The organism is Prochlorococcus sp. MIT2302 (genome assembly GCF_059772385.1).
In genome coordinates this window covers 767,680-792,889 of record NZ_CM186285.1, presented here as the reverse complement: position 1 = coordinate 792,889, position 25,210 = coordinate 767,680, and the positions used below count along the sequence as shown (strand labels likewise).

22 protein-coding genes are annotated in these 25,210 nt (G+C 29.0%); 16 read left to right on the top strand and 6 right to left on the bottom strand.

Features of this window, described 5'->3' with window-relative positions; genetic code table 11:
- Positions 1 to 75: 75 nt before the first annotated feature.
- Positions 76 to 1,227 carry a glycosyltransferase family 4 protein gene (locus AC6EI2_RS04755; RefSeq protein WP_498463247.1) on the top strand — a complete coding sequence of 384 codons (1,152 nt, stop codon included), beginning with the start codon at positions 76 to 78 and terminating at the stop codon, positions 1,225 to 1,227.
- 36 nt (positions 1,228 to 1,263) lie between these two features.
- On the opposite strand, the gene AC6EI2_RS04750 is transcribed toward AC6EI2_RS04755, so the two are convergent.
- The 5 genes from AC6EI2_RS04750 to AC6EI2_RS04730 all read right to left on the bottom strand — a co-directional run bounded on the left by AC6EI2_RS04750 (position 1,264) and on the right by AC6EI2_RS04730 (position 5,613).
- On the bottom strand, positions 1,264 to 2,178 hold the full coding sequence (locus AC6EI2_RS04750) for an NAD(P)-binding protein (protein WP_498463246.1): 915 nt from the start codon (positions 2,176 to 2,178) through the stop codon (positions 1,264 to 1,266).
- A 137-nt stretch (positions 2,179 to 2,315) separates the two neighbouring features.
- Entirely contained in the window at positions 2,316 to 3,221 is a 906-nt protein-coding gene (locus AC6EI2_RS04745) for an aldo/keto reductase (protein ID WP_498463245.1), read from the bottom strand.
- A gap of 74 nt (positions 3,222 to 3,295) precedes the next feature.
- Positions 3,296 to 4,006 carry an acylneuraminate cytidylyltransferase family protein gene (locus AC6EI2_RS04740; protein ID WP_498463244.1) on the bottom strand — a complete coding sequence of 237 codons (711 nt, stop codon included), beginning with the start codon at positions 4,004 to 4,006 and terminating at the stop codon, positions 3,296 to 3,298.
- Between the two features lie 5 nt (positions 4,007 to 4,011).
- Entirely contained in the window at positions 4,012 to 4,878 is an 867-nt protein-coding gene (locus tag AC6EI2_RS04735) for a 2OG-Fe(II) oxygenase (RefSeq protein ID WP_498463243.1), read from the bottom strand.
- Complete coding sequence (locus tag AC6EI2_RS04730; protein ID WP_498463242.1) at positions 4,879 to 5,613, bottom strand: TylF/MycF/NovP-related O-methyltransferase; 735 nt, start codon at positions 5,611 to 5,613, stop codon at positions 4,879 to 4,881.
- A gap of 337 nt (positions 5,614 to 5,950) precedes the next feature.
- Between AC6EI2_RS04730 and AC6EI2_RS04725 the strand changes: the two genes are divergently transcribed.
- Positions 5,951 to 6,853, top strand: coding sequence for a sulfotransferase (locus AC6EI2_RS04725; protein WP_498463241.1), 903 nt, complete (start codon positions 5,951 to 5,953; stop codon positions 6,851 to 6,853).
- Between the two features lie 55 nt (positions 6,854 to 6,908).
- On the opposite strand, the gene AC6EI2_RS04720 is transcribed toward AC6EI2_RS04725, so the two are convergent.
- Entirely contained in the window at positions 6,909 to 7,970 is a 1,062-nt protein-coding gene (locus AC6EI2_RS04720) for a pyruvate kinase (RefSeq protein WP_498463240.1), read from the bottom strand.
- A 430-nt stretch (positions 7,971 to 8,400) separates the two neighbouring features.
- Between AC6EI2_RS04720 and AC6EI2_RS04715 the strand changes: the two genes are divergently transcribed.
- The 14 genes from AC6EI2_RS04715 (at position 8,401) to AC6EI2_RS04650 (ending at position 25,209) form a co-directional block, all read left to right on the top strand.
- Positions 8,401 to 10,125, top strand: a complete 1,725-nt coding sequence (locus AC6EI2_RS04715) for a polysaccharide deacetylase family protein (RefSeq protein ID WP_498463239.1) — start codon at positions 8,401 to 8,403, stop codon at positions 10,123 to 10,125.
- Positions 10,126 to 10,231: 106 nt separating this feature from the next.
- A complete protein-coding gene (locus tag AC6EI2_RS04710; protein WP_498463238.1) occupies positions 10,232 to 11,185 on the top strand; it encodes a class I SAM-dependent methyltransferase in 954 nt (317 codons plus the stop codon).
- A 176-nt stretch (positions 11,186 to 11,361) separates the two neighbouring features.
- The gene (locus tag AC6EI2_RS04705) at positions 11,362 to 13,104 is read left to right on the top strand and encodes a GumC family protein (RefSeq protein ID WP_498463237.1); all 1,743 of its coding nucleotides are present in this window, start codon (positions 11,362 to 11,364) and stop codon (positions 13,102 to 13,104) included.
- A 267-nt stretch (positions 13,105 to 13,371) separates the two neighbouring features.
- Positions 13,372 to 14,592, top strand: a complete 1,221-nt coding sequence (locus tag AC6EI2_RS04700) for a hypothetical protein (protein WP_498463236.1) — start codon at positions 13,372 to 13,374, stop codon at positions 14,590 to 14,592.
- 96 nt (positions 14,593 to 14,688) lie between these two features.
- A complete protein-coding gene (locus AC6EI2_RS04695; RefSeq protein ID WP_498463235.1) occupies positions 14,689 to 15,219 on the top strand; it encodes a KdsC family phosphatase in 531 nt (176 codons plus the stop codon).
- 83 nt (positions 15,220 to 15,302) lie between these two features.
- Positions 15,303 to 17,054 (top strand): ABC transporter ATP-binding protein, encoded by a 1,752-nt coding sequence (locus AC6EI2_RS04690; RefSeq protein ID WP_498463234.1) that lies wholly within the window; start codon positions 15,303 to 15,305, stop codon positions 17,052 to 17,054.
- A 37-nt stretch (positions 17,055 to 17,091) separates the two neighbouring features.
- Complete coding sequence (pseB, locus tag AC6EI2_RS04685; protein ID WP_498463233.1) at positions 17,092 to 18,075, top strand: UDP-N-acetylglucosamine 4,6-dehydratase (inverting); 984 nt, start codon at positions 17,092 to 17,094, stop codon at positions 18,073 to 18,075.
- Entirely contained in the window at positions 18,072 to 18,968 is an 897-nt protein-coding gene (locus AC6EI2_RS04680) for an SDR family oxidoreductase (RefSeq protein WP_498463232.1), read from the top strand. The genes pseB and AC6EI2_RS04680 overlap by 4 nt, the downstream gene beginning before the upstream one ends.
- 6 nt (positions 18,969 to 18,974) lie before the next feature.
- On the top strand, positions 18,975 to 20,159 hold the full coding sequence (gene pseC / locus AC6EI2_RS04675; RefSeq protein ID WP_498463231.1) for a UDP-4-amino-4,6-dideoxy-N-acetyl-beta-L-altrosamine transaminase: 1,185 nt from the start codon (positions 18,975 to 18,977) through the stop codon (positions 20,157 to 20,159).
- Positions 20,160 to 20,331: 172 nt separating this feature from the next.
- Complete coding sequence (locus AC6EI2_RS04670) at positions 20,332 to 22,059, top strand: hypothetical protein (protein ID WP_498463230.1); 1,728 nt, start codon at positions 20,332 to 20,334, stop codon at positions 22,057 to 22,059.
- Positions 22,060 to 22,190: 131 nt separating this feature from the next.
- Entirely contained in the window at positions 22,191 to 23,084 is an 894-nt protein-coding gene (gene kdsA, locus AC6EI2_RS04665) for a 3-deoxy-8-phosphooctulonate synthase (protein WP_498463229.1), read from the top strand.
- Positions 23,065 to 23,481 (top strand): CBS domain-containing protein, encoded by a 417-nt coding sequence (locus AC6EI2_RS04660; protein ID WP_498463228.1) that lies wholly within the window; start codon positions 23,065 to 23,067, stop codon positions 23,479 to 23,481. Before kdsA ends, AC6EI2_RS04660 begins: the two co-directional genes overlap by 20 nt.
- A gap of 158 nt (positions 23,482 to 23,639) precedes the next feature.
- Positions 23,640 to 24,422 carry an HpcH/HpaI aldolase family protein gene (locus tag AC6EI2_RS04655; RefSeq protein WP_498463227.1) on the top strand — a complete coding sequence of 261 codons (783 nt, stop codon included), beginning with the start codon at positions 23,640 to 23,642 and terminating at the stop codon, positions 24,420 to 24,422.
- A gap of 1 nt (position 24,423) precedes the next feature.
- Positions 24,424 to 25,209 carry an SDR family oxidoreductase gene (locus AC6EI2_RS04650; protein ID WP_498463226.1) on the top strand — a complete coding sequence of 262 codons (786 nt, stop codon included), beginning with the start codon at positions 24,424 to 24,426 and terminating at the stop codon, positions 25,207 to 25,209.
- The last annotated feature ends 1 nt before the right edge of the window (position 25,210 follow it).

The following is a 25,210-nucleotide window of genomic DNA, read 5'->3' as shown; positions in this document are numbered from 1 at the left end:
GTATTGTTTTATCATTCATTTAATTATAATATTTATAATAGATTTATAAAAACTATTTATATGTGTTTTGTCTAAATGAATAATAGAATCTTAATTCACTCTGAGAAACGTAAGAAAATATTGTTTTTTATCAATGTAGACTGGTTTTTTATCTCACATAGGCTACCTATCGCTCTACAAGCAGTGAAGACTGGTTATGAAGTACATATTGTTACAACAATAACTAGCCAATCGAATTTAACTTGTTTTAAGAGTAATTCCTTAAATGTTCATCCAATTATAATGCATAGGTCGCGAGCAAATATTAAAAACTTTTTCATCAACCTAGTAAAATTAATTTTTATTATTAATAAAGTAAAACCAGACCTGGTTCATGCAATTACAATTAAACCGATTTTAATTAGTGGAATAATTAAAAGTATTTTTAAGGATATATCATTTGTGTTTTCTATTTCAGGTTTAGGTCTCTCATTTTCGTCTAGTGGATTCTTTTCAAATATAAGACTTTCTATTATTAAGTCTATTTATAGAATAGCTTTGAGTGGGCAAAATGTATTCGTTATTTTTCAGAATAATGATGATATGTCAAAAATAGATGCTATTTGTAAATTAAATCTCTCATCAAAAACGATTATTAAAGGCTCGGGTGTTGACTTGAAATCCTATATTCCTCAATATAATATAATTAAACCTCCTTTGATCTTGTTTGCATCAAGATTGTTGATTTCGAAAGGTATTTTAGAGTTTGTTGAGGCAGCAAAGAAAATAAAGGCTGCTAAATTTGTTGTCGCTGGTATGTTTGACAATGAAAACCCTGATTGCGTTGACAAAGCGATATTTCAATCTTGGATAGATTCCGGCTTGATTGAGTATTTAGGCTTGAGGACGAATATGAATGAGATTATAAATAAATCTACAATGGTCATACTACCCTCATATTATGGTGAAGGCCTTCCTAAGATTTTAATAGAAGCTGCAGCATGTGGAAAACCTGTAATTACAACAGATCATCCTGGATGTCGTGATGCTGTAATTCCAGGAAAAACTGGAATTATTATTCCCAAGAAAGATTCTGATTCACTAATTGTTGCTATTAATAAATTGATTTCATCAGATTATTTATGCAACTTTATGGGTAGAGGAGGAAGAAAATTAGCAGAGACAAAATATGATATAAATTCAGTTATTAGTAAGCATTTAAATATTTATACTTCTTTAATTAGATGATCTGATTGTTTTATTTTATTTGAAAACATGTTAAATTTAAAAAATTATTTTATTATTTAAATATTTATTGAGAGAGAGTAAAGAATCAACTAATTGACCAGTTTTAACTATTTCTACTCTATTTGAGTTGTTGATTTTTTTTATAAAATCACTTTTGTTCTTATCATTTAAATAAGAACTTATATATACATATCTTTTAAAATTTGATATTTTTTCTTTTGCAAAGAAATCACATTTACTAATTAGATATGATGTCCTATATTTTTTATACTCTCTTGCGATTCTACCTATAAAATGTATATAGTTTTTATTATTTGTATCTCGAGGCAATAAAGTCCCTCTATCGAAAATATTTGAAAATGGTTCTTTGAACATTATTTTCCCTTGATAATTACGTGGATTTTTTTCCAAAAGTATATGCAGATGTTGGCTTTGAATATATTTGTGCTTGATAATTACTTTATCTGGAAGATATATTTCATGAATTGGAATTGATTCAGGAATATAGACTTTATCAAATGAACCCAATCCCTCTACTAAGACTGATCTATCATTTATTTTTAATTTCTTTATTGTTTCCCTTTTAAATATTATTTCTTTAGTGTTAACAATTTTATTTATAAGTGGCTCTATGTTGATTTTTCTATATGGGTAATTTGTGTTTTTCCCGTCAATTTTGACCGGTATTGTACCTATCTCATGTGTAACTCCCATGGCTTCTATTAATTTTAAAGCACTAAAAAAATTATTCGCCTCGTAATCAGAGCAAGCAATCATAATATTGTTGTAAATAGAAGTAGATTGATTTATTTCTTTAAATGGTTTACCTATTCGCCATGCCCCACCTATATTTCTTCTACTCTCAACAATAGTTACTTTATTTGATGAATTACTTAGTAGCTTTGCAAGAGTGAGCATTACTGGTGAGCTTCCTACTATTAAGCATTTCATCTAGAACTTTCTTATTAATCCGGAGATATATGTAGTATCTTACAATCTTCTTGGGAATTTAAAAATATATCTTTTTATTCATGTTTTATATTTTAGCTTATTTATGCTTTTTATTATCTTTATAATAAGCTATTTTGCTACTTAAATTGATTTATTTCCCATCTTCTTGGATCTATTATGTTGGTATCTGATATGTAGAATTGATCGTAATCTATATCTTTTCTATTTTTTGTATGAAAGGCACTTACTACATCTTTAAATTGCTTGCTATTCGTAACACCAATTAAAATATAATCTATTTCTTTGATTTCGAGTGCAAAATGAATTGCCATCTGCAATATTGTAGAATTTAAACTTTTCGCATATTCTATAAGTGATTCATGTTGATTAACAAATTCTTTCGGAAGCCATTTAGGAAGATTATTTGATTTCTCTAATATCAAGCCCTGAAGAAATATACTTCTTGCAATGATTTCTATATTGTAATTCTTTATGTATTTAATGTGACCATTTCTTATAAATTTCTGATCATATAGCGATAGTGGAAGTTGAATAATTTGAAGTTTTTCTAGTGGTAATTTATATAATTCATTAATATCGTAAATGGATACTCCAATTTTATTTACTAAGTTTCTATCTCTTAGGCTTTCTAACCATTCTAAAAGATATTTACTATCAGAGCGAAGTAAGTCACTGCTACTATGAATCAGAAAAGTATCTATTTTTTTAATTTTAAGATTTCTTAGACTCATATTAAAACTATTATCCCATTTGTTAATCATTTCAGTTCCAAATTTTATTCCTGACTGTGAACTTAATTTGCTAATTAGTTTAAAGTCATGAAATGATTTTAATGTTCTCCCAAGTTTCTTTTCGGCATCTCCATACGCTTGAGCTGTATCAAAACCACCTATCTTTGATTTCATAGATAACTCTATTATTTTTTCTATTTCTTTAGTTGTTATTTTTCCTGATTGATTTGTTATTCCATAATCTAAGCCAAATTGTGCTGTACCCAGATAAAGTCTTTTTAGTGAGTACATATCGATATTATTTTTTGAAGCATTGATAATATATTAAAATTTTTTTATCAATAGTTTATGATATTTAAACAAGTTTAAATATCATTGTTTTTGTTTAGACTGAGATAAAATAAAGACTCAGCGAAGCTCCAATCTTCATCGGTGTCAATATCAATTGCTTTATCTTTTCGAAGAATAAAACCAATATATCTATCGTCGAAGCCTGATTGGGGTGAATTTTCTATTAAATCTTCTGGAAATATAGTGAAATTACCTGTGTCAAAATATCTTTTCTTTAGGTTTTGTGAATTTATTGAAAACTTACCTGCCTGAACAGGTTTTAGATTGGACGATTCGTCCAAATCAAAAGCCCATTCAATAGGGACGGGATATTCTGAAACTGTCATAACAGGTTGTTTGTTTCCTGATTTCAGATAAAGCTTCTCTGCATCCAAGAAATCACTTGAGCTAATTAATGGTGAACATGGGAGAATAGACCAAACTTGATCAAATGTGTAACCAATTTTTTTATATTCTTTGAGTACAAATTTTAATACTGGCATTATAGGAGTTGTATCACTAGCTAATGCTTTTGGACGGAAAAAATCTGGTGTAAATCCTAATTCAGAGACGACATTATATATTATTTTACTATCAGTAGATACATGAATTTTATCAAATAAATTAGTTGATTCTGCAGTTGATAAGATATGAGATATCATTGGCTTACCAAAGAAATCCTTGATGTTTTTATTTGGAATTCTTTTTGATCCCCCTCTGGCTGGTAATATTGCTAATCTTTTCATTAAAATTATTTTTTGAACATAGAAAAAATCTCTTTTATTGTTAGCTTTTTCAAAGTTAAGGTTGTGCCAAATGTTCTATTTATTAAGTAAACAATATATACCAATATATATTTTAGATTTCTTAAATTCAATAGATTATCGAATTTAAATGATGAGAAGCCACTAGGAAATAATGGAATAAATGTTGTTGCATGATATGAGTGAATAAGTGGAATATTACGTTCTTTGTTTAACGAACCTAATGCTAAATCTAATTCGCTTTCCTTTACATAGTAATCGTTATAGAAAGTTAATCTGGGAAGATCTAATTTGGGATTATAATTTGTCACTCCATGAAAAGAGTTTGCAGTATGTATAAAGATAATTAATCTATTTGGCCTTGGATCTATGCTTATGATTTTTTTTAAACCATTTCTTGAGAATAAAACTGTTTCTCCACCCCATCCATTTTCCCACCTATCACTAGCATAAAAAATAGTATTAGCAATATGTCGATATTTATTATTATTTATTGAGGAATGATCTACATGTGCACCTAAGCATCCATTGCTTCTAGTTGAATGCAGTGGTGAATACCCTGAGAAATTATTTGTATCTGATAAACTCAAAAGTCTTTCCACTCCGATCTTCTTTGAAATAGCATCTTTTATATTCTTACCTGCGAATATATTTACTATCTCTTTAACTTTCATAGGTAAATTATTTGCTTTATAAATGATCTTTTTTTCTACTTTTGTATCAAACGCAGTTAGTACCTCTAGTTTTGAAGAATTTAAGGATCTTTGTAATTCTATAAATTTATTTTCTGGTAAGAAATTATCGATAATTAAATATGGAAAGGGATATTCATTCCAAGTATCATTGAGTTTCATTTATTTAGTATAAAAAGGATCTTCTGAAAAATTTCTCAAGGCAAAGCTATATATTGTCTTAGATCCCAATGATATTGGATGTTCAACCAAAAACCCTCTCATATTTTCATTTGAATTATATTCATTTATTGCTTTTGGTTCGCCAAGGTTTGGATGTCCTCCTATTGCCCAAACATCATCAAAAATATACAGTGACATAGGTAGTGATATATTATCTAGCCATTTTAGAACTGTAATAGTACTCGAGTATAAATCCACGTCTATATGTATTATTGATGGTGGATGAACAACCATTTCAGAACGAAGTTTTTCATTTAGACTTTCCTCGTAAAAACCTTTAATGAAGTCTGCTTTTAATGAGTAAGAGGCCATATTTTTTTTGACCTCTTGCAAGGTCCCGCAAAATGCCCCCTTCGTCCAGACAGGTTGTTTGTGGTCTAAATCTGATTCGGGCAAACCCTCGAAAGAATCAAAGGAATATAAATGCATATTAATTAATTCGGGATAAAAAATCATGTAAACTCTCTTTAGGATCCCCATAAGAATTAATGTGTTTGCTTTATATGTTCCAAACTCGTAGAAATGCCCAAGCTGCCTTGGCCTGATTGTCTTTGCGCCTAAGTTTGCTTGCAAGGCGATAGCATTTCTAAATGCCCATATTTTAGATATTCCATGAATACTTCTTTTAAAATTAATTGATGGGAATGGACTCCAAAAACTTGGTGATATTATCATTCTACAAATATAAAAAAATGAGCGAATCATTGAATCGTAAAACATTTAAATTTCATGCATTTTAAACAATAAATGGATTTTTAAGCAAGGGATTATTATCTTTTACTACTGATTCATTTTTGCTCTTTCCTATTATATTTTACTCAGATTTTAATTATTAAATTGTTTTGATTAAATTAAAAAATCATGGTCATAACTTTCTAGCTAAAAAAAATTAATTATTTAATTTCCTACTAAAATATATTATCATTTCTTGCACTTAGCATCTAAATGCTATATACATTACTGAAACTAATTTTTTACTTGTGATATAATTATATTTAAGAATAATACTAACATGAAAAAGTATTTTGCTGAATTACTCATTTGTCTTATAGCGAAAATAAGAAAGCCTTTTTTTTTAAATTTCCAAAAAAAATATATCCGCAAAAAAAATCAGTTTTTATATGAACCTATTTTTGTTATTGGAGCCAATAGAAGTGGTACTAGTGTTTGCTGCAAGCTGATTGAGGACCATCCTCTTTTATTTAAAACCCATAAAGATAGAAATGAGAACCTGGATTATTCAACAAAAAAAATGATAGGTGGCCATTCTGTAGGATTCTCCGAGGCTCATTATTTGTTAGAAGGACTAAATCTTAATTCTTTGAGAAAAATTAAAGATAAATTCTTTTGGGGTCACCCTAAGAATATTTCTTACTTTTATCAAGAAGGTTATAAAGATAAAATCGATATTTCAAAATTAATATCCATTGTTAAAGAGGCTGAGTCACATGGTAAGAGGGCTATTATCAAAGATCAATTAAATACCTTAAGAATTAGTTTATTAGTAGATATATTCCCTAGGGCGAAATTTATTTTTCTAAAAAGAGATCTTGAGAATTTTTTGATCTCTAATACAAACAAATGGTATGGTTCAGAGGTAAATGATGATCAGGTTAAAGATATTGTTTTACATTGGACAATTACTAATCTTACAGCATTAATAGAATTAAAGCATTATGCAAATAATCGATATATAGAGATTGACTATAAGGACATAACAAATACTAACGATATAAATATAGTAAAAAAAACTGTTAATAAAATATTTGATTTCCTGGATTTATATCCATTTGATGTTGACTATTCAATTTTAAGTGCTTCACAGAAATTTAAGGGATCACAATTAGATCAGTTGCCAACAAAGATTCGAGATAAATATTCTGAATTATTAACAATAATAAATAAATTAATATAATAAACAGTCTATCAACTAAAAAACTATTTTTAAATAATCAATGTTTGATTAAACTTTATCTATTGAGCCAAACTTTCATTTCTATATCGCTAATCTCGTTTCTGTCTATATCTGCAAACAGAAGACCTCGCTTATTCAATTTATACCTGTGTATTAACTCCTGAACTATTTCGGCACATAATGTTGGCTTCTTTCCAATCGCAGTTTCTGCAGCCAAGACAATACCTGTCGCACCCATTTCCATAGTTCCAACAATGTCGTTTAATTCGGCTCTGGTTGGTATATTCCCACTAATTAGGCTTTCTAAAACGTTAGTAGCTACATAACAAGGTGTCTTATTGCAAATAGCGACTTCAATAATTCCTCTTTGAGCAAATGGAATGTCCATAATATTTATTTCTCTTGTAAGGTCTCCTCTATCAATTAAAATCGCATCTGAAGCATTACATATCTCATCTAAATAATGAATACTTAATTTACTTTCAATTTTACTTGTTACTCTTGCATTTTTGTTAAATTCTTTTACCAATTCTATTGACTTTGTTGATTTGCAGAATGAGATAAATATTTCATTTATTCCAACAGATTTTGAAATCTTTAATGCTTCAATATCTTTTTCAGTAAAATCTGCTAATTCAATTTGGTGATTTAGAATGTCAACACCTTTATTATTTCCTACAGTACCACTATTAATACATTTGCATATTATCTTGTCTTCAAAATTATTTATTATTCTTGCAACTGCTCCATTAAAATCAAATCTAATTAACATATCTTTCTCTAGTTTTTCGTAAATAGAATTTGGATATAGTTTAATTGAATTAATTACTTTAGAAATATTTTTTGGTTTAGGTATTTCGAAAGTTTCACCTTCCATTAAGGATATTCCAATTGACTTATCATTAGAAATATTGGTTCTAATCTGTGCACCTTCAGTATCTAAGCCTATAGTTATTTCTAGTTTTTCTGCCAGCTCCTGGTATTTATAAAGCTCATCAAGAGTTGAATGAGACATATTTACTCTAAATATGTCTACTCCAGCTCGCTTAAGCTCAAGTAGAGCTTTTTCGTTATTGCAACTGGGCCCAATAGTGCAGATTAGCTCTGGATTATTCATGAATTATCAAAATAAATCGGAGTTAAGTCTTTGCAGTTATTAGAACTCTAACATTAAGCTCAGGTCGAGGTCTAATTAACTAACAAGCTTACTTAACTATTTTGTCCATTGGACGTTACAAAATAAATTTCATATTAAAAGATATCATACTATATTTTTTTTATAAAGCCTAGTAGTTATAATCCTAAATGTATCTTTGTTTATCTGTATTTATTTTTTTAATCATAATCTATAAAGTAATATGTAAATCTTTGATCTTATCTTGAACTCTTGTATGAAGAATCTAATATTTTCTAAATTTAAAAAAACAACAATAAGCTTTTATTTATTAAGTGTCTAAGAAACAGTCTTAATAGCCTTAAATAGAGATTTTACTTGACTATTAATTATATCAGTTATAATATACTATAAAGGCTTAAATATATTAATAATGAATAAACCAGTCATTTTTGTAGGTAGGAATAATCCTGACAGTGTATATGCAGCAAATCGATTGTTTGATGAAGGTGTAATCTCTATTGCAATAATTGAAGAGAAATTATCATTTAAAAATGAATTTAGAAATTTTAATTTTAAAAAAAATATATTTAAATTATTACACTTTTCTAATTCAAGATTCAATTCAACTCAGCATAGGCGAATTTTCGGCTCTTATTTAAATGTATTTAATGATAAAATTAACCTATATAAAGTATCTAACGTTATATCAACAGAGACAATCGAACTTATTAATTACCTAAAAGCCAAACTTGTTATTTCTCTAGGAGTTGATCAACTTAGCTCAAACATATTTAAAGATTACTTGCCTGAATGGATAAATATAAATTGGGGTAATAGAATTTTCTATAGGTCAAATGGTGTTATATTACCAATATATAAAAGGAATTGGGAAAAGGTTGGATTTACGATTCATAAAATCGACATAGATAATGAATATGGTTCTAATTTTTGTAATGATCAAATAATTATTGATGAATCTGATGATTTTAATTCAATATGCTCAAAGATGACTAGAAAGGCTATTGATTATTTAACCAATGGCTTGATTGTGGATGATAAACTTAGTATTCCGAAAAATTTTTCAAGCAAAAACAATATACAATCTTCTGATAAACTTAATAATTTCTATTACCTTTATATTTTATTTATTTCAAAACTAAATTTATTCAGTTTAGGATTAAGATTAAGATTTTCTAAGAAAATTAAACCTCATATAAAGTCTATATTAGGCTCGTTATCATTTCCATTTATTCCCAAGTCACCTCAAGTATTTTTATATCACGAGGTTACAGATAAACCTTCCTCATTTGCTATTGATTATTCTTTATCAATATCTACTAAAAACTTCATTAAACAACTAAATTGGATTTCAAAAAGGTACTCAATAGTTGATCCAATTGACTTATTAAATAATCCCCAAATTAAAGGGAGAATAGGTAAAATGCCAGCTATTTTAACTTTTGACGATGGTAACCTTTCAGTATTTAAATTCGCTGCTCCAATTTTAAGAAGATTGTCTTTAAAAGCTATTCTTTTTATTAATATGGCACCAATTCAAGGAGAAATGTTTTGGGCTGGTTTGGTTCATTATTTATGCAATAATGATTATTTCTTTCAGCTTGAAATAGAGAATAAATATCATATGGGAGTCAAAAACTACCTTTATGTGACCAAGGATGATATTGAATTATATGCTAATGCAGCAAAAATAAAAAATTTTGAAAATAATGTTAGACAATACTATGGTCAATTTTCCAATCTAAATCTTTTAAAAGAAAATAAAGATGTCTTTATTTATTCTAACCATTTGTATAATCATTACAATGCTACTACTTTGAATGAAATAGAATTAAAAGAACAAATTATTAAGAATAAAAGAATTTTGAATCAACTAAAAGCTAACATAGAATTCTTTGCATATCCTTTTGGTCAACCGATTAGTTGTTATAACAACATTACTAACTCTATTGTTCTCGGATGTGGTGTCAAAAAAATATTCTATTCTAATCCTGGCATAAATAAATCTTTGGATGATAACTTTTTTTTTAGAACCTCACCTGATAACTATTTCTCTAATGGATACATGAAATATATATCCTCTGTAAGACCATTCTTTATTGATTATTTAAATTCAAACAGATTTGATTCTAATTAATTAAATTTTTCTTTCTATTAATACTTATAATATATAAGAACAATAAAAGATTTGCTTGCTAATAATTTAATTGCTTTAATGGATAAGAATAGTATTGTTATAAAATATGTTTTGCTGCCCCTCTTGTAAAGAAATATTAAATAATTCTTCTACGACAAGTAATTTGCTTGTATGCAGCAATGTTAAGTGTCAAATTTATAAAAGGCAGTTTACAAGGATTGATAATATTCCTATATTAGTTCCTTTTGGTTTTGACGATTGTATTTTTGATAATCTTGATTTTAATCTAAGTGTTACTAATAAAAATAAGCATAGTAAGAAATTTGAAGGGAGATCATCTTTCCTTTCTTATGTAAGTAAGATTTTTATGGGAGAAAGTAAAATTACCAAAAAAAACTTTAAGTATCTATCTAGTAAGATTAATAATAATTCAAGAATTTTAATTATTGGTGGAGCTGAGATTGGCTACGGCATGCATAACTTTTATCTTAAATGTATAAATGAAGCTTCCCTAGTTGAATCCATTGATGTTTATCCATCTAGCAATATAACTGTTATTGCAGATGCTCATTATCTTCCTTACAAAAATAATTCTTTTGATTTGGTGATAATTCAAGCAGTACTAGAACATGTTATCAACCCTAATCGTGTAATTTCCGAAGTTAACAGAGTTCTTGTTGATAAAGGCTTAGTTTATGCAGAAACCCCTTTTATGCAATCTGTGCATGAAGGTCCCTTTGATTTTACTAGATATACACATTCCGGTCATAGATGGCTTTTTAAGGATTTTAGGGAGCTAAGTTCCGGCTCGATTTTTGGAGGTTTTTCTGCAACTGTTTTCCTCTTTAGTTATACTTTGTCAGCTTTATTTAGAAGTAGATTAATTGGATCTATATTTAGAATTCTTTTTACTAGAATAGCAAAGTCTTTAGATCAACTAATTCCACATAAGTCAAATATTGATGTTGCTTCAGCTTTTTATTTTTTGGGAGTAAAATCCTTGAAATATCATCAAAAGTTAAACTCCAATATAGCTAGTTATTATTCTGGTTCACAGTAATCATTTGAATACAATTTTAATAGTTAAAAGATCAAAATTAATTAATTTCTAATAATTTAATTTTGCTTATCATTAGTAAGCGAAAGTATTGACAATTTACTTATATAATTGGATAATATAAATATATTATTAATTAAAGTTAATCTACCAATAATAGAAAACCTTTATGCATAATCATGGAAAATAAGAGTTTCTCAGTTGAATCCAAGCAAATGGATGAAGAAATTGATGCTTACAATATAATTTTGGCAATAAATAGAAATAAAGATCGAATTGCCGTGATGACTGCAATTGGTTTTTTGGTTTCATTAGCTTATGTATTACCTAAAAAAAGAGTCTGGCAAGGAGGTTTTCAAATAGTTTTGGAGCAAAAGTCCACTGCCGCAAACGACTTGAGAAGTGTTGCTCAGAAATTTTGGCAAAGAAATTCTTCAAATTCAATTGATACAGAAATTGCTATACTTTCCAGTCCATCAGTTTTGATGGAAACATTTGAATATGTAAATTCACTGAAGTCCACTTCTAGCAAAAACGAATCATCGTTAAGGTTTACAGATTGGACAAAGAATAATTTAGTTATTAATCGTAAACCCAAAACCACTATTCTTAATGTTAAGTATAACGATACTGATAAAGATTTGATAATACCTGTTTTGGATCGAGTTTCTAAAACTTATCAAGATTTTTCTGGTAGGAAGAGAAGAAGAAGTTTAGAATTAGGGCTAGATCACATAACTAGTCAACTAGAAATTGCGAAGAATGAAAGAACAAAAATTATTAAAGATGCTAAGGATCACGCCAATGAACATGATTTGATTCTATTTAGCGATTCAGAGGTCTCAACAAGTTCATTCTGGCAGCCATCTTATTATGATAAAGCTCAACTAAATGCAAAAGAATTAATAAAAACATCTAATAGTTATCTATCTGCTATAAACAATTCCAACATAGAAAATGATGATCTTTTGAATATAGCTAATTCAATTTCTGAATTTAGAGAGTTATCAACAACTGAAAAATTAAATGCTATAAATTTTGATTTAAATATAAAAAGAAATATTTTCAGAGAAAATGATATTTCTATTCAAGAATTAATCCGCAAAAAGAAGATTTTATTATTAGATTTACAAGTCCAGATGATAGGTACATTAAATGCTAAGATTGAGTATGCAAGAAATGAATTGTTATCAGTACAGCGTCCCCAACCAGTACTTTTAAAATTTAGAGATTTATTGAATAGCATAAATAAGTCTAATTTAAATATTAATGAATTAGAAAAACAGTACAATGCTCTTTCTTTAGAAAATGCGAGAAGAGAAGATCCTTGGCAACTGATTACAAATCCAACTTTATTGCCATACCCCGTGGCACCATCAAGAACTAAAGTTGCCGTCATAGGTTTAGTCTCGGGCTTTTTTGTCGGATTGCTATCTTCTTTAATTTACGAAAAAAAAGAGGATATTATTTATTCATCAAATGAGTTAAATTTATTATCTGATATTCCATTAATTTCAGAACTTACTATTGATAAACAAGAGTTCCTTCAAAAGGAAATCTTACTTTTATTAAATGGCCCCTTTTCTAGTCTAGTAGGAACTATTGGAATACTTACATTAAGCAATGTAGATGATAATAAGATACAATTAATACTAGATAATTTTAATAAAATTAGACCTGATCTAAATATATTAGTATCAAATAATATTCAGGAATTAATAGATATATCAAATTTATTTATTTTAGTCGATTTGAATTATACAAATAGAAGTGAATTCAATAGAATGATTAATACATTAGGCATTCAAAAGAAAGTTGTTTTTGGAACTATTGTTTTAAAATCAAAGAAGGCTGGTAAATTGGATTATATATTTGATATGTTTTTAAATTTTTTAAATAAATTAACCAATTTAACCACTTAGGTAAATATGGTTAAGGATACAATAAACTCTGATTCTTATAAGGATTTTGTAGATCAAACTACAAATTTTCTTAGTTCATCCTTAAATAAGAGACTGTTTATGCATGTTAGTATATTATCTCCTATTCGAAGGGATTTTCACTTTAATATTATTAAAAATAGGATTCTAAGTCCTAATTATCTTAGATTTTATCTCATTCAAATTTCATTGTTAATTAAGCATTTCCTGGATTTTATTTTATATTTTAGTAATTATTTCTATAATAATTTGATTTCTAATTATTATGATAAAGGTTTCCATTCAATTTCTATCAGCAACAATAGAAATCTTCTATTAATTACTCATTGTAATAAATTAGAGCAAATTAACTTTAATGTCGATTCATATTATGGGTTCCCTAAAAATCTAAAAAATGCATCTTTTCTTATTTTAAACAAGACTGGTATTTTTGGGAGAAAATTATTGAATAAAATCTCCAATTATCAAATTTCAAATTCTTTCCTGCTAAATCTTCCTAGTTCATTACTTTCAACTTTATCCGCTTACAAGCATTGCTATAATTCTCACCGTATCCTTTTTATCCAATGGCTTCGTAATCCTTCTGATAGATTAATGCTAGCAGCAAGCATTGATTCCATATCACTAAGTAGCGTAACTAACTTTATTATTTATCAACAAGTTAAAGATATCCTTTGTGAATTTAAATTTAAACAGATTGTTTTTACTTGGGAAGGTTATCCATGGGAAAGGTTAGTAACTAATTATTGTAGGTTAAATAATATTATAAGTTATGGATATATCCATGCAGGTCCGTTTAGGGATCAATTCTCCGCTTTTAGATTGTTAGGTCTTGACTATGAACCTAATTATCTTTTAACCCATACCAAGGTCTCAAGATCACTGCTTTCTTCTTTTCATCAAAAATCATCATATTCAATTGGTTCTCATAAATCACAATTTATTGCAAATAATTTAGGACATTCTTCTTTTATTCAATCAAGATATTCTTCCAATAAAAAAAGATTATTAATTGTTCCCCAAGGCACAATTAAGGAAGTAAAATTACTTTTTGACTTTGCTTTAAAGTCACTTAATACTAAATTTAGTCTAATTCTTCGACTTCACCCAGCATTACAAAATAATAAATCTCTCTCTAAATATATTAAGGCAAAAATCAGAAATTCGAAATTTAAAACTAATATAATTTTTTCTTCAAGCACTTTACTAGAAGATATAAATACTTCTTCTCATTTTCTATATGCTGCATCTACCTCTGCAATCGAATGTCTAGCACTTGGCCTTACCCCCATTCACTTAGAAAATACTGATAATTTAGATTCATTGGAGGGGTACAATATCCCAAAGGAATTTCATGTTTCACTTCCTTCAGAGATACCTTATTTGCTTAATAAGCAAATCTCTAATAAATATATAAAGGATATTATTGAAGATCATTCATGCCCATTTGACCTATCTTTTTTTAACTAAATTTCTATATTTTCGCTATGTATTTAAAATATTAGTTTATATTAATAATTAATTAAGTTTAATTCTACTGCTTTGTTTCATCAACTTTCCTGGCTTTTGAACGTAAGAAAACTTTCCAAGGTACGTCTAATCGTATTAGATGTTGATGGAGTATTAACTGATGGAGGTCTATGGTTCTCTTCAAGCGGCGAATTAATTAAGAGATTTGATGTTAGAGATGGTTTAGGCATTATGTTATTAAAAGAATACGGCATTGAAGTAGCATTTTTGAGTGGTGGAAAGTCTGGAGCCATAGAAATAAGAGCCAAAGATTTAGGAATTACCAATTGTTATGTGGAAGTAAAAAATAAAGCCAACGTTTTAATTGATTTGCAAAAATCATTAAATTTAATACCTTCAGAAACAATATTTCTAGGAGATGATCTAAATGATTTAGTTTTAAAACCTTACGTTAGTCTTTTAATCTCAACTAGTGATGGTTCCTTGGCTTTTAGAAAGAAATCTCATCTTCTATTAAGAAACCGAGGCGGATATGGAGCGGTTAGAGAACTTGCCGATAATGTCCTCACTGCTAAAGGACTTATTTCAGAAATAGAGCAGAAAGGCTGGGTAAATAAAAATGATTAGCTTTTATTGTATTCATTTAATTTTGGGTTAATCTTGTTATAGCTCAATTTCTACTATATAAATTGAAATATAAAACCTTATTTTTGCTATCAAAACTTTGGAAATATATAGAGAAAAAAAGAAGAATTCAATTGTTTTTATCAAGTATTTTGATTCTTTTAAGCTCTTTAGCAGAATTTATTTCTATAGCATCTTTATTTCCATTTATCACTGCTTTATCTAATACAACTAGTCTATTCAACATCTCAATAATAAAACAAGTTTCTTTCTATTTTGGTATTAAGGATCCATCTAGTCTCTTAGTCCCTTTAACAATTTTATTTATTTTTGGCATTGTTATATCATCTTTAACAAGATTACTAAGTCAGTGGCTTAATGCCAGAATTGCCGCGTTAATAGCCACTGATCTAAGTGTTAGTGGTTTTGAGCGAACTTTATATCAACCTTATAAAGTTCACCTTTACAGGAACTCAAGTGAGATAATTAGTATTCATTCTAATGAAATAAATCGGGTAGAGAATGTAATTAAAGCTGTTCTTGAATTTATTGCCAATCTTATTTTCTCTCTTAGTATTATAGTAACCTTATTTTTCTTTAGTCCACGTATTTCAATATCAGTTGCATTCATTTTAGGTTCAATATATATTATAATCGCAATATTGACTCGAGATATTTTAGCAAAAAATAGCAAGTTGATATCTAAAGCAGATAATAGAAAAATTAATTCTTTACAAGAAGGTATGGGTTCAATTCGTGAGATATTACTTTCATCGATTCAACCATTTTTTGTTTCTAGACTCTTAGAAGCTGATTCTTCGGTAAGGAATACCGTTGTTACTAATTCAATGATTTCCCTTTTACCAAGATATGCTATTGAGACTTTTGGAATAACAATACTCGCATTATTTAGTCTAATCTATTCATTTAATCCTGAGTATAAAGAGCCTATCTTGCCAATTATTGCTACTTTTGCTCTTGGTGCACAAAAACTCTTGCCATCAATGCACAGGTGTTTTAGTTCTTTAACGTATATAAGAGGCATGATTACATCATTGGAAAATATTTTGAAAATGTTAAGCCAGGAAATTAAAAATCATAAACAATTTAATACTGTAAAACCTTATATTCTTAAAAATGATATTGTTTTTGATGATGTAAGTTTTTGCTATGAAAATAATGATATACATGTCTTGAAAAATATAAACCTTAAGATTAGAAAAGGAGAAAAAATAGGAATTATAGGAAAAACAGGAAGTGGTAAGAGTACACTCTTAGATTTAATATTGGGACTTATTGAACCATCAACAGGTCAAATATTAATTGATAGTTTTAATTTACATGATCAATCTTTCCAGAATGGACTCTTCCTTGAATCTTGGCAAAATTCTATTTCTCATGTACCACAAAATATATTTTTAATAGATAGTTCGATCAAAGAAAATATAGCTTTAGGTATCCCTCCTGACGATATAGATAACTCTACAATTAAAAATACTATTGATAAATCGATGTTAAATGAGTTTGTATCACATCTTCCTCGTGGAGCTGAGACCTTTGTCGGTGAAAGAGGAGTTAATCTTAGTGGTGGACAGATGCAACGTATAGGTATTGCTAGAGCACTTTATAAAAAATCGAAAATACTAATACTTGATGAAGCCACATCAGCATTAGATACGTCTACTGAAAGTAAACTTATACAAGCCATTAATTATTTAGATCCTGAACTAACCTTAATAATGATCGCGCATAGAACTAGTACACTCAAATCATGTGACAAAATTTATAGTGTTGACTCTCAGGGTATTAATATAAAATTCGATCGTTCAATGAGTTAAAAAAACTCAATATTGTTTAAAATAATAATCATCTTATATGAAAAAAGATTCTACTATTTTAATTACTGGAGGGACAGGATCTTTTGGTAATGCATTTGTTTCATTAACTTTGAATAAATTTTCACCTAAGAAAATAATAATTTATTCTCGCGATGAGATGAAGCAATGGGAAATGTCTAAAAAATATGAAGATGATAATCGAGTAAAATTTATTATAGGTGATGTAAGAGATAAGGATAGGCTAAGTTGGTGTTTAACTGGAGTTGACTATCTAGTTCATGCCGCAGCCACTAAGATTGTCCCAACAGCCGAATATAATCCAATTGAATGTATAAAAACAAATATAGATGGAGCGGCAAATGTAATAGAAGCTTCTAGAAGTAAAAAAGTAAAAAAAATAGTTGCTTTATCTACTGATAAAGCCTGTAATCCAATTAACTTGTATGGTGCAACAAAACTTTGTTCAGATAAATTATTTGTTGCTTCTAATGATCAAGAGACAATATCAACTACCAAATCAGCAGTTGTTAGATATGGGAACGTTCTTGGATCTCGAGGATCTGTTATACCTTTCTTTCTAGATAAAGCTTCTTTAAATGAACTACCAATAACAGATCCAAGGATGACTAGGTTTATGATCACTCTTCAGAAAGGGATTGAATTAGTATGGAATGCCTTCGAAGATATGGAAGGTGGGGAAATATATGTAAGGAAAATACCATCAATGAACATATGTGATATTGCAAAGGCAATATCACCTGAAGCCAGGCAAGTTAAAATTGGAATTAGACCTGGAGAGAAATTGCATGAGCAGATGATTTCAAAAGAGGATTCTATGTGTACATATGAATATGACAAATACTATAAAATACTTCCAATGCTTTATGCATGGAATAAAGATCCAATACGAATAAAGAACGGGATAAAGGTACCCGAGGATTTTGAATACACAAGTAATACTAATAAAGATTGGATGACTATAGAATGCTTGCGGAAATGGCTTGAAACTTATGAAAGATGAATACTGATTTAATTAAAAAGAATATTCTTATTACAGGTGGAACAGGTCTTCTGGGTACATTATGGAGTAATGCAATGAAAGATAAATATAAAATAACGTTGACTTATAAAAGAAAGAAAAATATAAAAACTAAATTCCCTTCGATTAAATTAGATTTAAATAATCATAATAATATTATAAATTATATACAAGATAACAATATTGATATTTTAGTAAATCTTGTTGGCCTTGCTAATGTTGAGTCATGTGAGAATGATAAAGATTTAGCTTATCACCTAAATGAAAAGATTCCTGAGGAAATAGCAATTGCTTGTGAGAAAACAAATTGCAAAATGATTCATATATCTACTGATTTAATTTATGGAGATAATATTAAACTTCATAAAGAAGATGATGAACCATTATTACTAAATAATTATGCTAAATCTAAATATGCTGGTGAGAAAAAAGTTCTCAATGAATACCCTAAAGCATTAGTATGCAGAACTAACTTTTTTGGATATGGACCATCTCATAGGCAATCAATGAGTGATTGGATTATAAATGAATGTAAGAATAATCATGTTTTAACTTTGTTTGATGATGTTTATTTTAATCCTCTTATAGGATCAAACTTGGCTAATTATGCTCATGGTTTATTAGAAATGAATGCTTTTGGATTGTATAATCTATCATCTGATAATCAAGTTACAAAATATGAATTTGCTAAATATCTTTGTATATTGTTTGATATACCTTTAACTTTTATTAAGCCTGGTAAGCTTATTGATAGATTAGACTTAATAAGAAGACCATTAGCCATGGGACTTGACAATAAAAAGGCTTCAAATAAACTTCGATTAAAACTTGGAACCGTTCAAGAAAATATAAATCTTTTAAAAAAACAGGGATAATTTATTATGAATGATCTAATACCTTATGCTAGGCAAACAATCTCTAATGAGGATATACAAGCTGTTATTGAAGTATTAAAAAGTAATGTTTTAACCCAGGGTGAGTTATTGAAGAAATTTGAAAATCAAGTATCTAGGAAGGTATCTTGTGATTTTTCTATAGCTACTAATAGTGCAACTAGTGCCCTTCATTTGGCTTGTTTATCATTGGGGCTTAGCGAAGGTGATATAGTTTGGACTTCTCCTATTAGCTTTGTCGCTTCGTCTAATTGTGCTCTTTATTGCGGAGCGAAAATTGATTTTGTAGATATTGATCCACGCACTTCCTTGATGAGCGTCTCTGCTTTAAAAGATAAACTAGAGTTAGCAAATATTCATGGAAATTTACCTAAAATAGTAATTCCTGTTCATCTTGCAGGGACAAGTTGCAATATGAGAGAAATAAAAAAACTTTCCAATAAATATGGCTTTAATGTTATTGAAGATGCTAGTCACGCAATAGGCGGACACTATTTTGATAATCCTATTGGCTGTTGTAAATATAGCGATATTTGTATATTTAGTTTTCATCCAGTAAAAATAATTACAACTCTTGAAGGTGGCATGGCTGTAACAAATAACGAGAAATTGTTCAAAAAAATATCACTTTTAAGAGGACATGGAATACTTCGAAATAATGATGAATTTATATATAATTCACCTGGGCCTTGGTATTATGAACAACAGGAACTCGGTTTTAACTATAGATTTAACGAGGTTCAAGCAGCTCTAGGTATTAGTCAATTAAAAAGATTAGACGAGTTTGTTAAGAAGAGGCATGAATTAATGGAAGTTTATAAAAAACATTCAAAACAAATTAATAATTTAGAATTCATAGAAGAAGAAGAAGGTGCTTATAGCGCATATCATTTGGCTATTATCAGATTAGTAAACTCGACTAAAAAGAAACATTTAGATCTTTTTAAATATATGAGAGCTAATGGTGTATTTACTCAAATGCATTATTGGCCCATCCATTTAAACCCTTATTATCAAAAGCTTGGGTTTAAGAAAGGAGACTTTCCCAATTCAGAGCAATATGCAATAAATTCATTTAGTATTCCACTTTTCCCTGAGCTTAAAGAATCAAGCCAAATTAAAGTAATTAAAGAATTAGAAAAAGGGATTAAATTTTGTAAGCTTGACAAGTAGAATTTTAAATAACTCCCAAGCCAATGCAAAATCATACAGGCAAATGAAATTATGTTAAGTATATATAATATATATTTTCAACATTAGAATATCAAATTAAATTGAACTATGTATGCTAATATAATGTTTTTATAATTATTTTGCATCTTAGATTCAAAATAATCTATATATTATGAATTATATAATAACTAGAACATTAAACTTAAGAGTTTTAATTAAAGCGTTATTTCTTTCACCTTGCTGCGTGGAGTACTTGAAATTAGATAAATTTAATCATGCCGAAAATATCTTCGTAAAAACTATTTTAACTAAATTCAATATCAGGTTAATAAGTATTCCAATGGGTAGAATGAAGAACAGTTCTGATATTAGTTTTTCTAAAATTGCTTATTCTCAACTTAATATACAAATAGCTAATACAAGAAAACGTTATCACAATAGATGCAATTCAAGTTTTTTGAATATTAATAATGATATCTTATTGAATAAAGATATGGCACGTAATTACGAAAATTTATTGGTCTCTTTATATACGCAGTCTAGGATTGATAATATTAAAAACGATGAGAGGATATTTAGCCAAACGGATCAATATGACCACACAATTGTGTTTAGAATTCTGTCAAGATTGAATACATTAGTGTCTGTAGAATTTCTTCGTGTTTTAATTTTCTTATTTAGATTTATTTTGAAATTTAATCCTTATAAGAATAAAAATAGTTCGATAAATATTATAAATAAAGATTGTTTAATTCTCGTATCAGAGTTTTATCCTAGAAACGAATTTGATTTGTTTAAGCGTAATCAGTTTGTCCTGTCTGAAAACCTTTCTCAAGGTGATTCATTTTTGTCTCTAGACTTTGCAAGTAGAAGCTTATATATAGATGATAAAAAATATCCAATTATTTTCGGATCTTTATCTGTATTCTTATCTATTTTAGCTAGAAGTATTCCTAAAATTGATAAATATTATAGAGTTAATTATAGTATTGATTTCTTAAGTCTATTACGCTTTGTTAGAATTACATATATGATGTGGAGTTTAATAAAAAATATAAATGTAAGAAAATCAATAATTAATTATTATTCACCAGAGGCAGCTTCACTTACTTTCTTATCGAATATAAATAATGTACCTGTTTATATGTTTCAGGGATCAATGGCTGGTCAAATTAATTCATACCTTCATAGTCCATATTCAAATATAATGTGTTTTACAAAACTTCATGGAGAGCTTTACTCGGCTCAAAGTGAAGGCTTCAAGTATTTAAAATCATCTGTAAAAACTATTAATTATCCTTATTGCTCATATTTAAATAAATCAAAAATTAGAAATTTTAAGAATATATTAGAAAGAGACTTTGATCTTTCTATAGCTTATTTTGACGAAGCCTATGCTACCTTAAGTAGTCCATTTAGCTCCTTTACTTTCTACTATGAGGATCTAAAACGTGAAATAAAAATGCTTTTAGAATTTGCTATTAGTTTCCCTCGTGTAGCATTAGTTTTTAAAAGTCAGTTTGTTTCTAATAGTCTTCAGAATTTAATTTTAAATGATTCCGAGTTAAGAGATTTATATAATCCAGAACAAATATTTGATATAGTTGAAACATCTCCTAGGAATGATCGTAATGTCGTCACTCCAGCGGAAGTTGGAAGAATTGTTGACATATCTATAAATACGACTATGGGTGGAACTGCGGGATATGAAGCTCTGTCTGTAGGGTGTAGAACTTGCTTTATCAAGAGTGCATATAGCTTGTATGATGAGATCCTTCCTGATAATATTTTATTCAATTCTATTGATGAGATATTATTTAATATCAATAAAATTTCTCGTTGTCGTAATAATTTGCTAACAAGTAATTTAGGTAAATACGATATTAATATACTTTCTTGATATTTAAATACATTTTTATATTTATCTCTATTCCTATTGTTAAAAATATATATAAAAATGTCTAAGAAATTTATGTTTATATATATTTTAGTATTTACTGCTAAATTGTTCCTAGGATAAATTCCAACAAGATGTCAAATCAAGTTAATACAAAAACTATAACTATTGGTGATTCTGATGTTAATAAAGTGAAAATTGGTAGTAACGAATCACTAGCTTTTATAGGCGGACCATGTGCAATTGAAGGGCGTGATCATGCATTTATGATGGCTGAAAAAATAAAAAAGATCTGCGATAAATTAGATATTAAATGGATTTACAAATCCTGTTATGACAAAGATTGCAGATCATCTCCCAAAAGCTTCCATGGATTAGGCCTTAATGATGGACTCACGATATTGAATGATCTTCGTAAAGAGTTTAAGGTTCCTGTTGTTTCCGATTTTTCTGATCCATCTTGGGCTAGTCAAACTGGCGAGGTTTGTGATTTGATTCAAGTGCCTGCATATCTTTGCAGGCAAACTTCTATTCTTAGAGCTGCAGCTGAAACTTCGAAGCCTGTGCATCTCAAAAAAGGGCAATATATGAGTCCTTGGAATATGAAGAATTCTGTTCGCAAATTAGAATCGTTTGGATGTAGTCAAGTTTTGCTCGCTGATAGGGGGAGTTTTTTTGGATATAACCAACTAGTAAATGATATGACCTCGTTACCAATCATGAGAAGGACAGGGTATCCAGTTTGTTTTGATGCAACTCATTCCATTCAAATGCCTACTTCAATGGGTGACATTTCAGGAGGGCAAAGAGAATTTATTCCTTTTCTTGTGAGAGCTGCTTCTGCATGTGGGATAAATGCTTTGTTTATGGAGGTTCATAATGATCCTCCAAATGCACTTTCAGATTCAAATACTGTATTGGATATTAAATATCTGGAGCAAATTCTAAACCAAGCTAAAATAATTCATAATATTCGCTTATCTTTTGATGAAAAATATGGAGAGGATAATGTCCACAGATACAACTAATTTAACCGTAGCGGATGTAATGATCGGAATTAACTCTTTCCCAATTGTTAATGAAGATAAACTAGTGAGAGAAACACTTGAGTTGATGAATACTTATAGATTAGGCATTGCGTGTATTGTAGACAATAAAAACACATTATTATCTGTTATTACAGATGGAGATATAAGGAGGATTTTATTAAGATCTCAGAAGCCATTAGCTTCATTATTTGTAGATGATATTTCTTTTTATTCTTCATCTTCATTTAAATATGTTGAACCTCAGTGTTCTCTATCTAAGGCTATTTCTCTAATTGGAGAAGTTAAAGTTTGGGATTTACCTGTCATAGATTCCAATGGCAAGCTTATTGGATTGTTGCATCTTCATTCTGCAATAAAAGCTGTATTGGAAGATTGAATATTTAAATCAATTCCTGTTAAAAATAGTTAAATTTACTAGTTAAAGTTTACGAGTGTATGATAAGCATAACCTCTTGCAATTTTCTAAAATATCATAGTTTATTCTACATGAATTACTATAATTATTGAATATACTACAGTTGAGCTCTTTCACTAGTGATAACCTCTAGAAACTCCTCATGCTTAAAGTTAAGATTACAAGCGAGAGAGATACTTTTTGGTGCTTGGGTATCTTTTGATCACCCTGCAATAACAGAAATATTTTCAATGGCTGGATTTGATTTTATTGGGATTGATATGGAACACGCTCCAATATCATTATCTGCAGCTCAGAGAATAATTGCTTGTGCACAAGCTAATAACGTTGAATGCCTACCACGCCCTGTTTCTCATTCTAATGATATTATTAAACCACTTCTAGATTCGGGAGCTAATGGATTAATAGCCCCTATGGTTAATACTGAATCTGAGGCTAGAACAATAATTAATCATATAAAATATCCACCTTTAGGTAATAGGACTTATGGCTTGAATCGTGCACAAAGTTATGGATTTGATTTTGATAATTATGTTCAAAAATGGAACAGTAAATCAGTGTTTATACCACAGATTGAATCTAGGAATGCTGTAGATAATATTGAAGGGATCCTTGCCCATGATGAGGTGGATGGTGTGATGATTGGTCCATATGATCTTTCAGGTTCATATGGCGTACCTGGAGAAACCAATCATCCATTAGTGTTAAAAGCGTGCCGAAAAGTTATACATGCTTGCCAGAGAATTGGCAAAAGTTGTGGTACACAAATCGTAGATACAAGTAAGGATTCAGTAAATAAGACAATTGAATCAGGATATACTTATGTCATACTTAGTTCCGACTTATTTGTGATGTGGAAATGGGCTGAATCAATGAAATCTCTCATTAAAGAATTTAATTAATATGAAAAATTCTTTTCTTCAAAGTATATTTAGTCTAGAAGGCCAAGTTGCAGTTGTAATTGGAGGTGGAGGCCATTTGTGTAGTGCGATTGCCTCTGGAATGGCTGGAGCTGGAGCATCGATTGTGGTTTTGGACCTTAGATTAAATAAAGCCGTTTCAGTCATTAATTCTATAAATAATGAGAATCAGGGAAATCATATGGCTATTGATTTTGATGCAACTAATAAAACTTCTCACCAAAAGGCTTTAAAAAAAATTATTTCTATTTATGGAAAAATTGATGTACTTGTTAATGGTGCAGGAATTAATTCACCGACTCCTTTCTTGGAAATTGATTTAGATGAATGGGATAAGGTTTTAAATTCTCAAATAACAGCAACTATGATTGGTTGCCAAGTCTTTGGCTCAGAAATGTTAAAACAAAATTCAGGATCAATTATCAACATTTCTTCTGCTTCTGCGGGACCTCCTCTCTCAAAAGCCTTTGCATATTCTGTTGCTAAAGCAGGTATAAAAAATCTTACGATGAATCTTGCTAGAGAGTGGGCTATGAAAAATGTAAGAGTAAATTGTATAAGGCCTGGGTTCTTTCCCACTGAATGGAATAAGAAAAATTTTATTACACCCGAAAGAGAGCGCTCAATACTTACACACACTCCTATGTCAAGATATGGAGAACCATTGGAACTTGTTGGTGCTGCAATATGGTTAGCATCCAACGCTTCCTCTTTCGTTACTGGTTCTGAGGTAACAATTGATGGAGGCTTTTCTTGTATGACTATTTAAT

Excerpts from the sequence above, each read along its gene's own strand:
- AC6EI2_RS04715 (WP_498463239.1), top strand. The coding sequence starts at position 8,401 with ATGAATAAACCAGTCATTTTTGTAGGTAGGAATAATCCTGACAGTGTA.
- AC6EI2_RS04740 (WP_498463244.1), bottom strand. The coding sequence starts at position 4,006 with ATGAAAAGATTAGCAATATTACCAGCCAGAGGGGGATCAAAAAGAATT.
- pseB (WP_498463233.1), top strand. The coding sequence starts at position 17,092 with ATGAAAAAAGATTCTACTATTTTAATTACTGGAGGGACAGGATCTTTT.
- AC6EI2_RS04710 (WP_498463238.1), top strand. The coding sequence starts at position 10,232 with ATGTTTTGCTGCCCCTCTTGTAAAGAAATATTAAATAATTCTTCTACG.
- AC6EI2_RS04650 (WP_498463226.1), top strand. The coding sequence starts at position 24,424 with ATGAAAAATTCTTTTCTTCAAAGTATATTTAGTCTAGAAGGCCAAGTT.
- AC6EI2_RS04660 (WP_498463228.1), top strand. The coding sequence starts at position 23,065 with ATGTCCACAGATACAACTAATTTAACCGTAGCGGATGTAATGATCGGA.
- AC6EI2_RS04720 (WP_498463240.1), bottom strand. The coding sequence starts at position 7,970 with ATGAATAATCCAGAGCTAATCTGCACTATTGGGCCCAGTTGCAATAAC.
- AC6EI2_RS04750 (WP_498463246.1), bottom strand. The coding sequence starts at position 2,178 with ATGAAATGCTTAATAGTAGGAAGCTCACCAGTAATGCTCACTCTTGCA.
- kdsA (WP_498463229.1), top strand. The coding sequence starts at position 22,191 with ATGTCAAATCAAGTTAATACAAAAACTATAACTATTGGTGATTCTGAT.
- AC6EI2_RS04680 (WP_498463232.1), top strand. The coding sequence starts at position 18,072 with ATGAATACTGATTTAATTAAAAAGAATATTCTTATTACAGGTGGAACA.
- AC6EI2_RS04705 (WP_498463237.1), top strand. The coding sequence starts at position 11,362 with ATGGAAAATAAGAGTTTCTCAGTTGAATCCAAGCAAATGGATGAAGAA.
- AC6EI2_RS04755 (WP_498463247.1), top strand. The coding sequence starts at position 76 with ATGAATAATAGAATCTTAATTCACTCTGAGAAACGTAAGAAAATATTG.
- AC6EI2_RS04670 (WP_498463230.1), top strand. The coding sequence starts at position 20,332 with ATGAATTATATAATAACTAGAACATTAAACTTAAGAGTTTTAATTAAA.
- AC6EI2_RS04745 (WP_498463245.1), bottom strand. The coding sequence starts at position 3,221 with ATGTACTCACTAAAAAGACTTTATCTGGGTACAGCACAATTTGGCTTA.
- AC6EI2_RS04725 (WP_498463241.1), top strand. The coding sequence starts at position 5,951 with ATGAAAAAGTATTTTGCTGAATTACTCATTTGTCTTATAGCGAAAATA.
- pseC (WP_498463231.1), top strand. The coding sequence starts at position 18,975 with ATGAATGATCTAATACCTTATGCTAGGCAAACAATCTCTAATGAGGAT.
- AC6EI2_RS04735 (WP_498463243.1), bottom strand. The coding sequence starts at position 4,878 with ATGAAACTCAATGATACTTGGAATGAATATCCCTTTCCATATTTAATT.
- AC6EI2_RS04730 (WP_498463242.1), bottom strand. The coding sequence starts at position 5,613 with ATGATAATATCACCAAGTTTTTGGAGTCCATTCCCATCAATTAATTTT.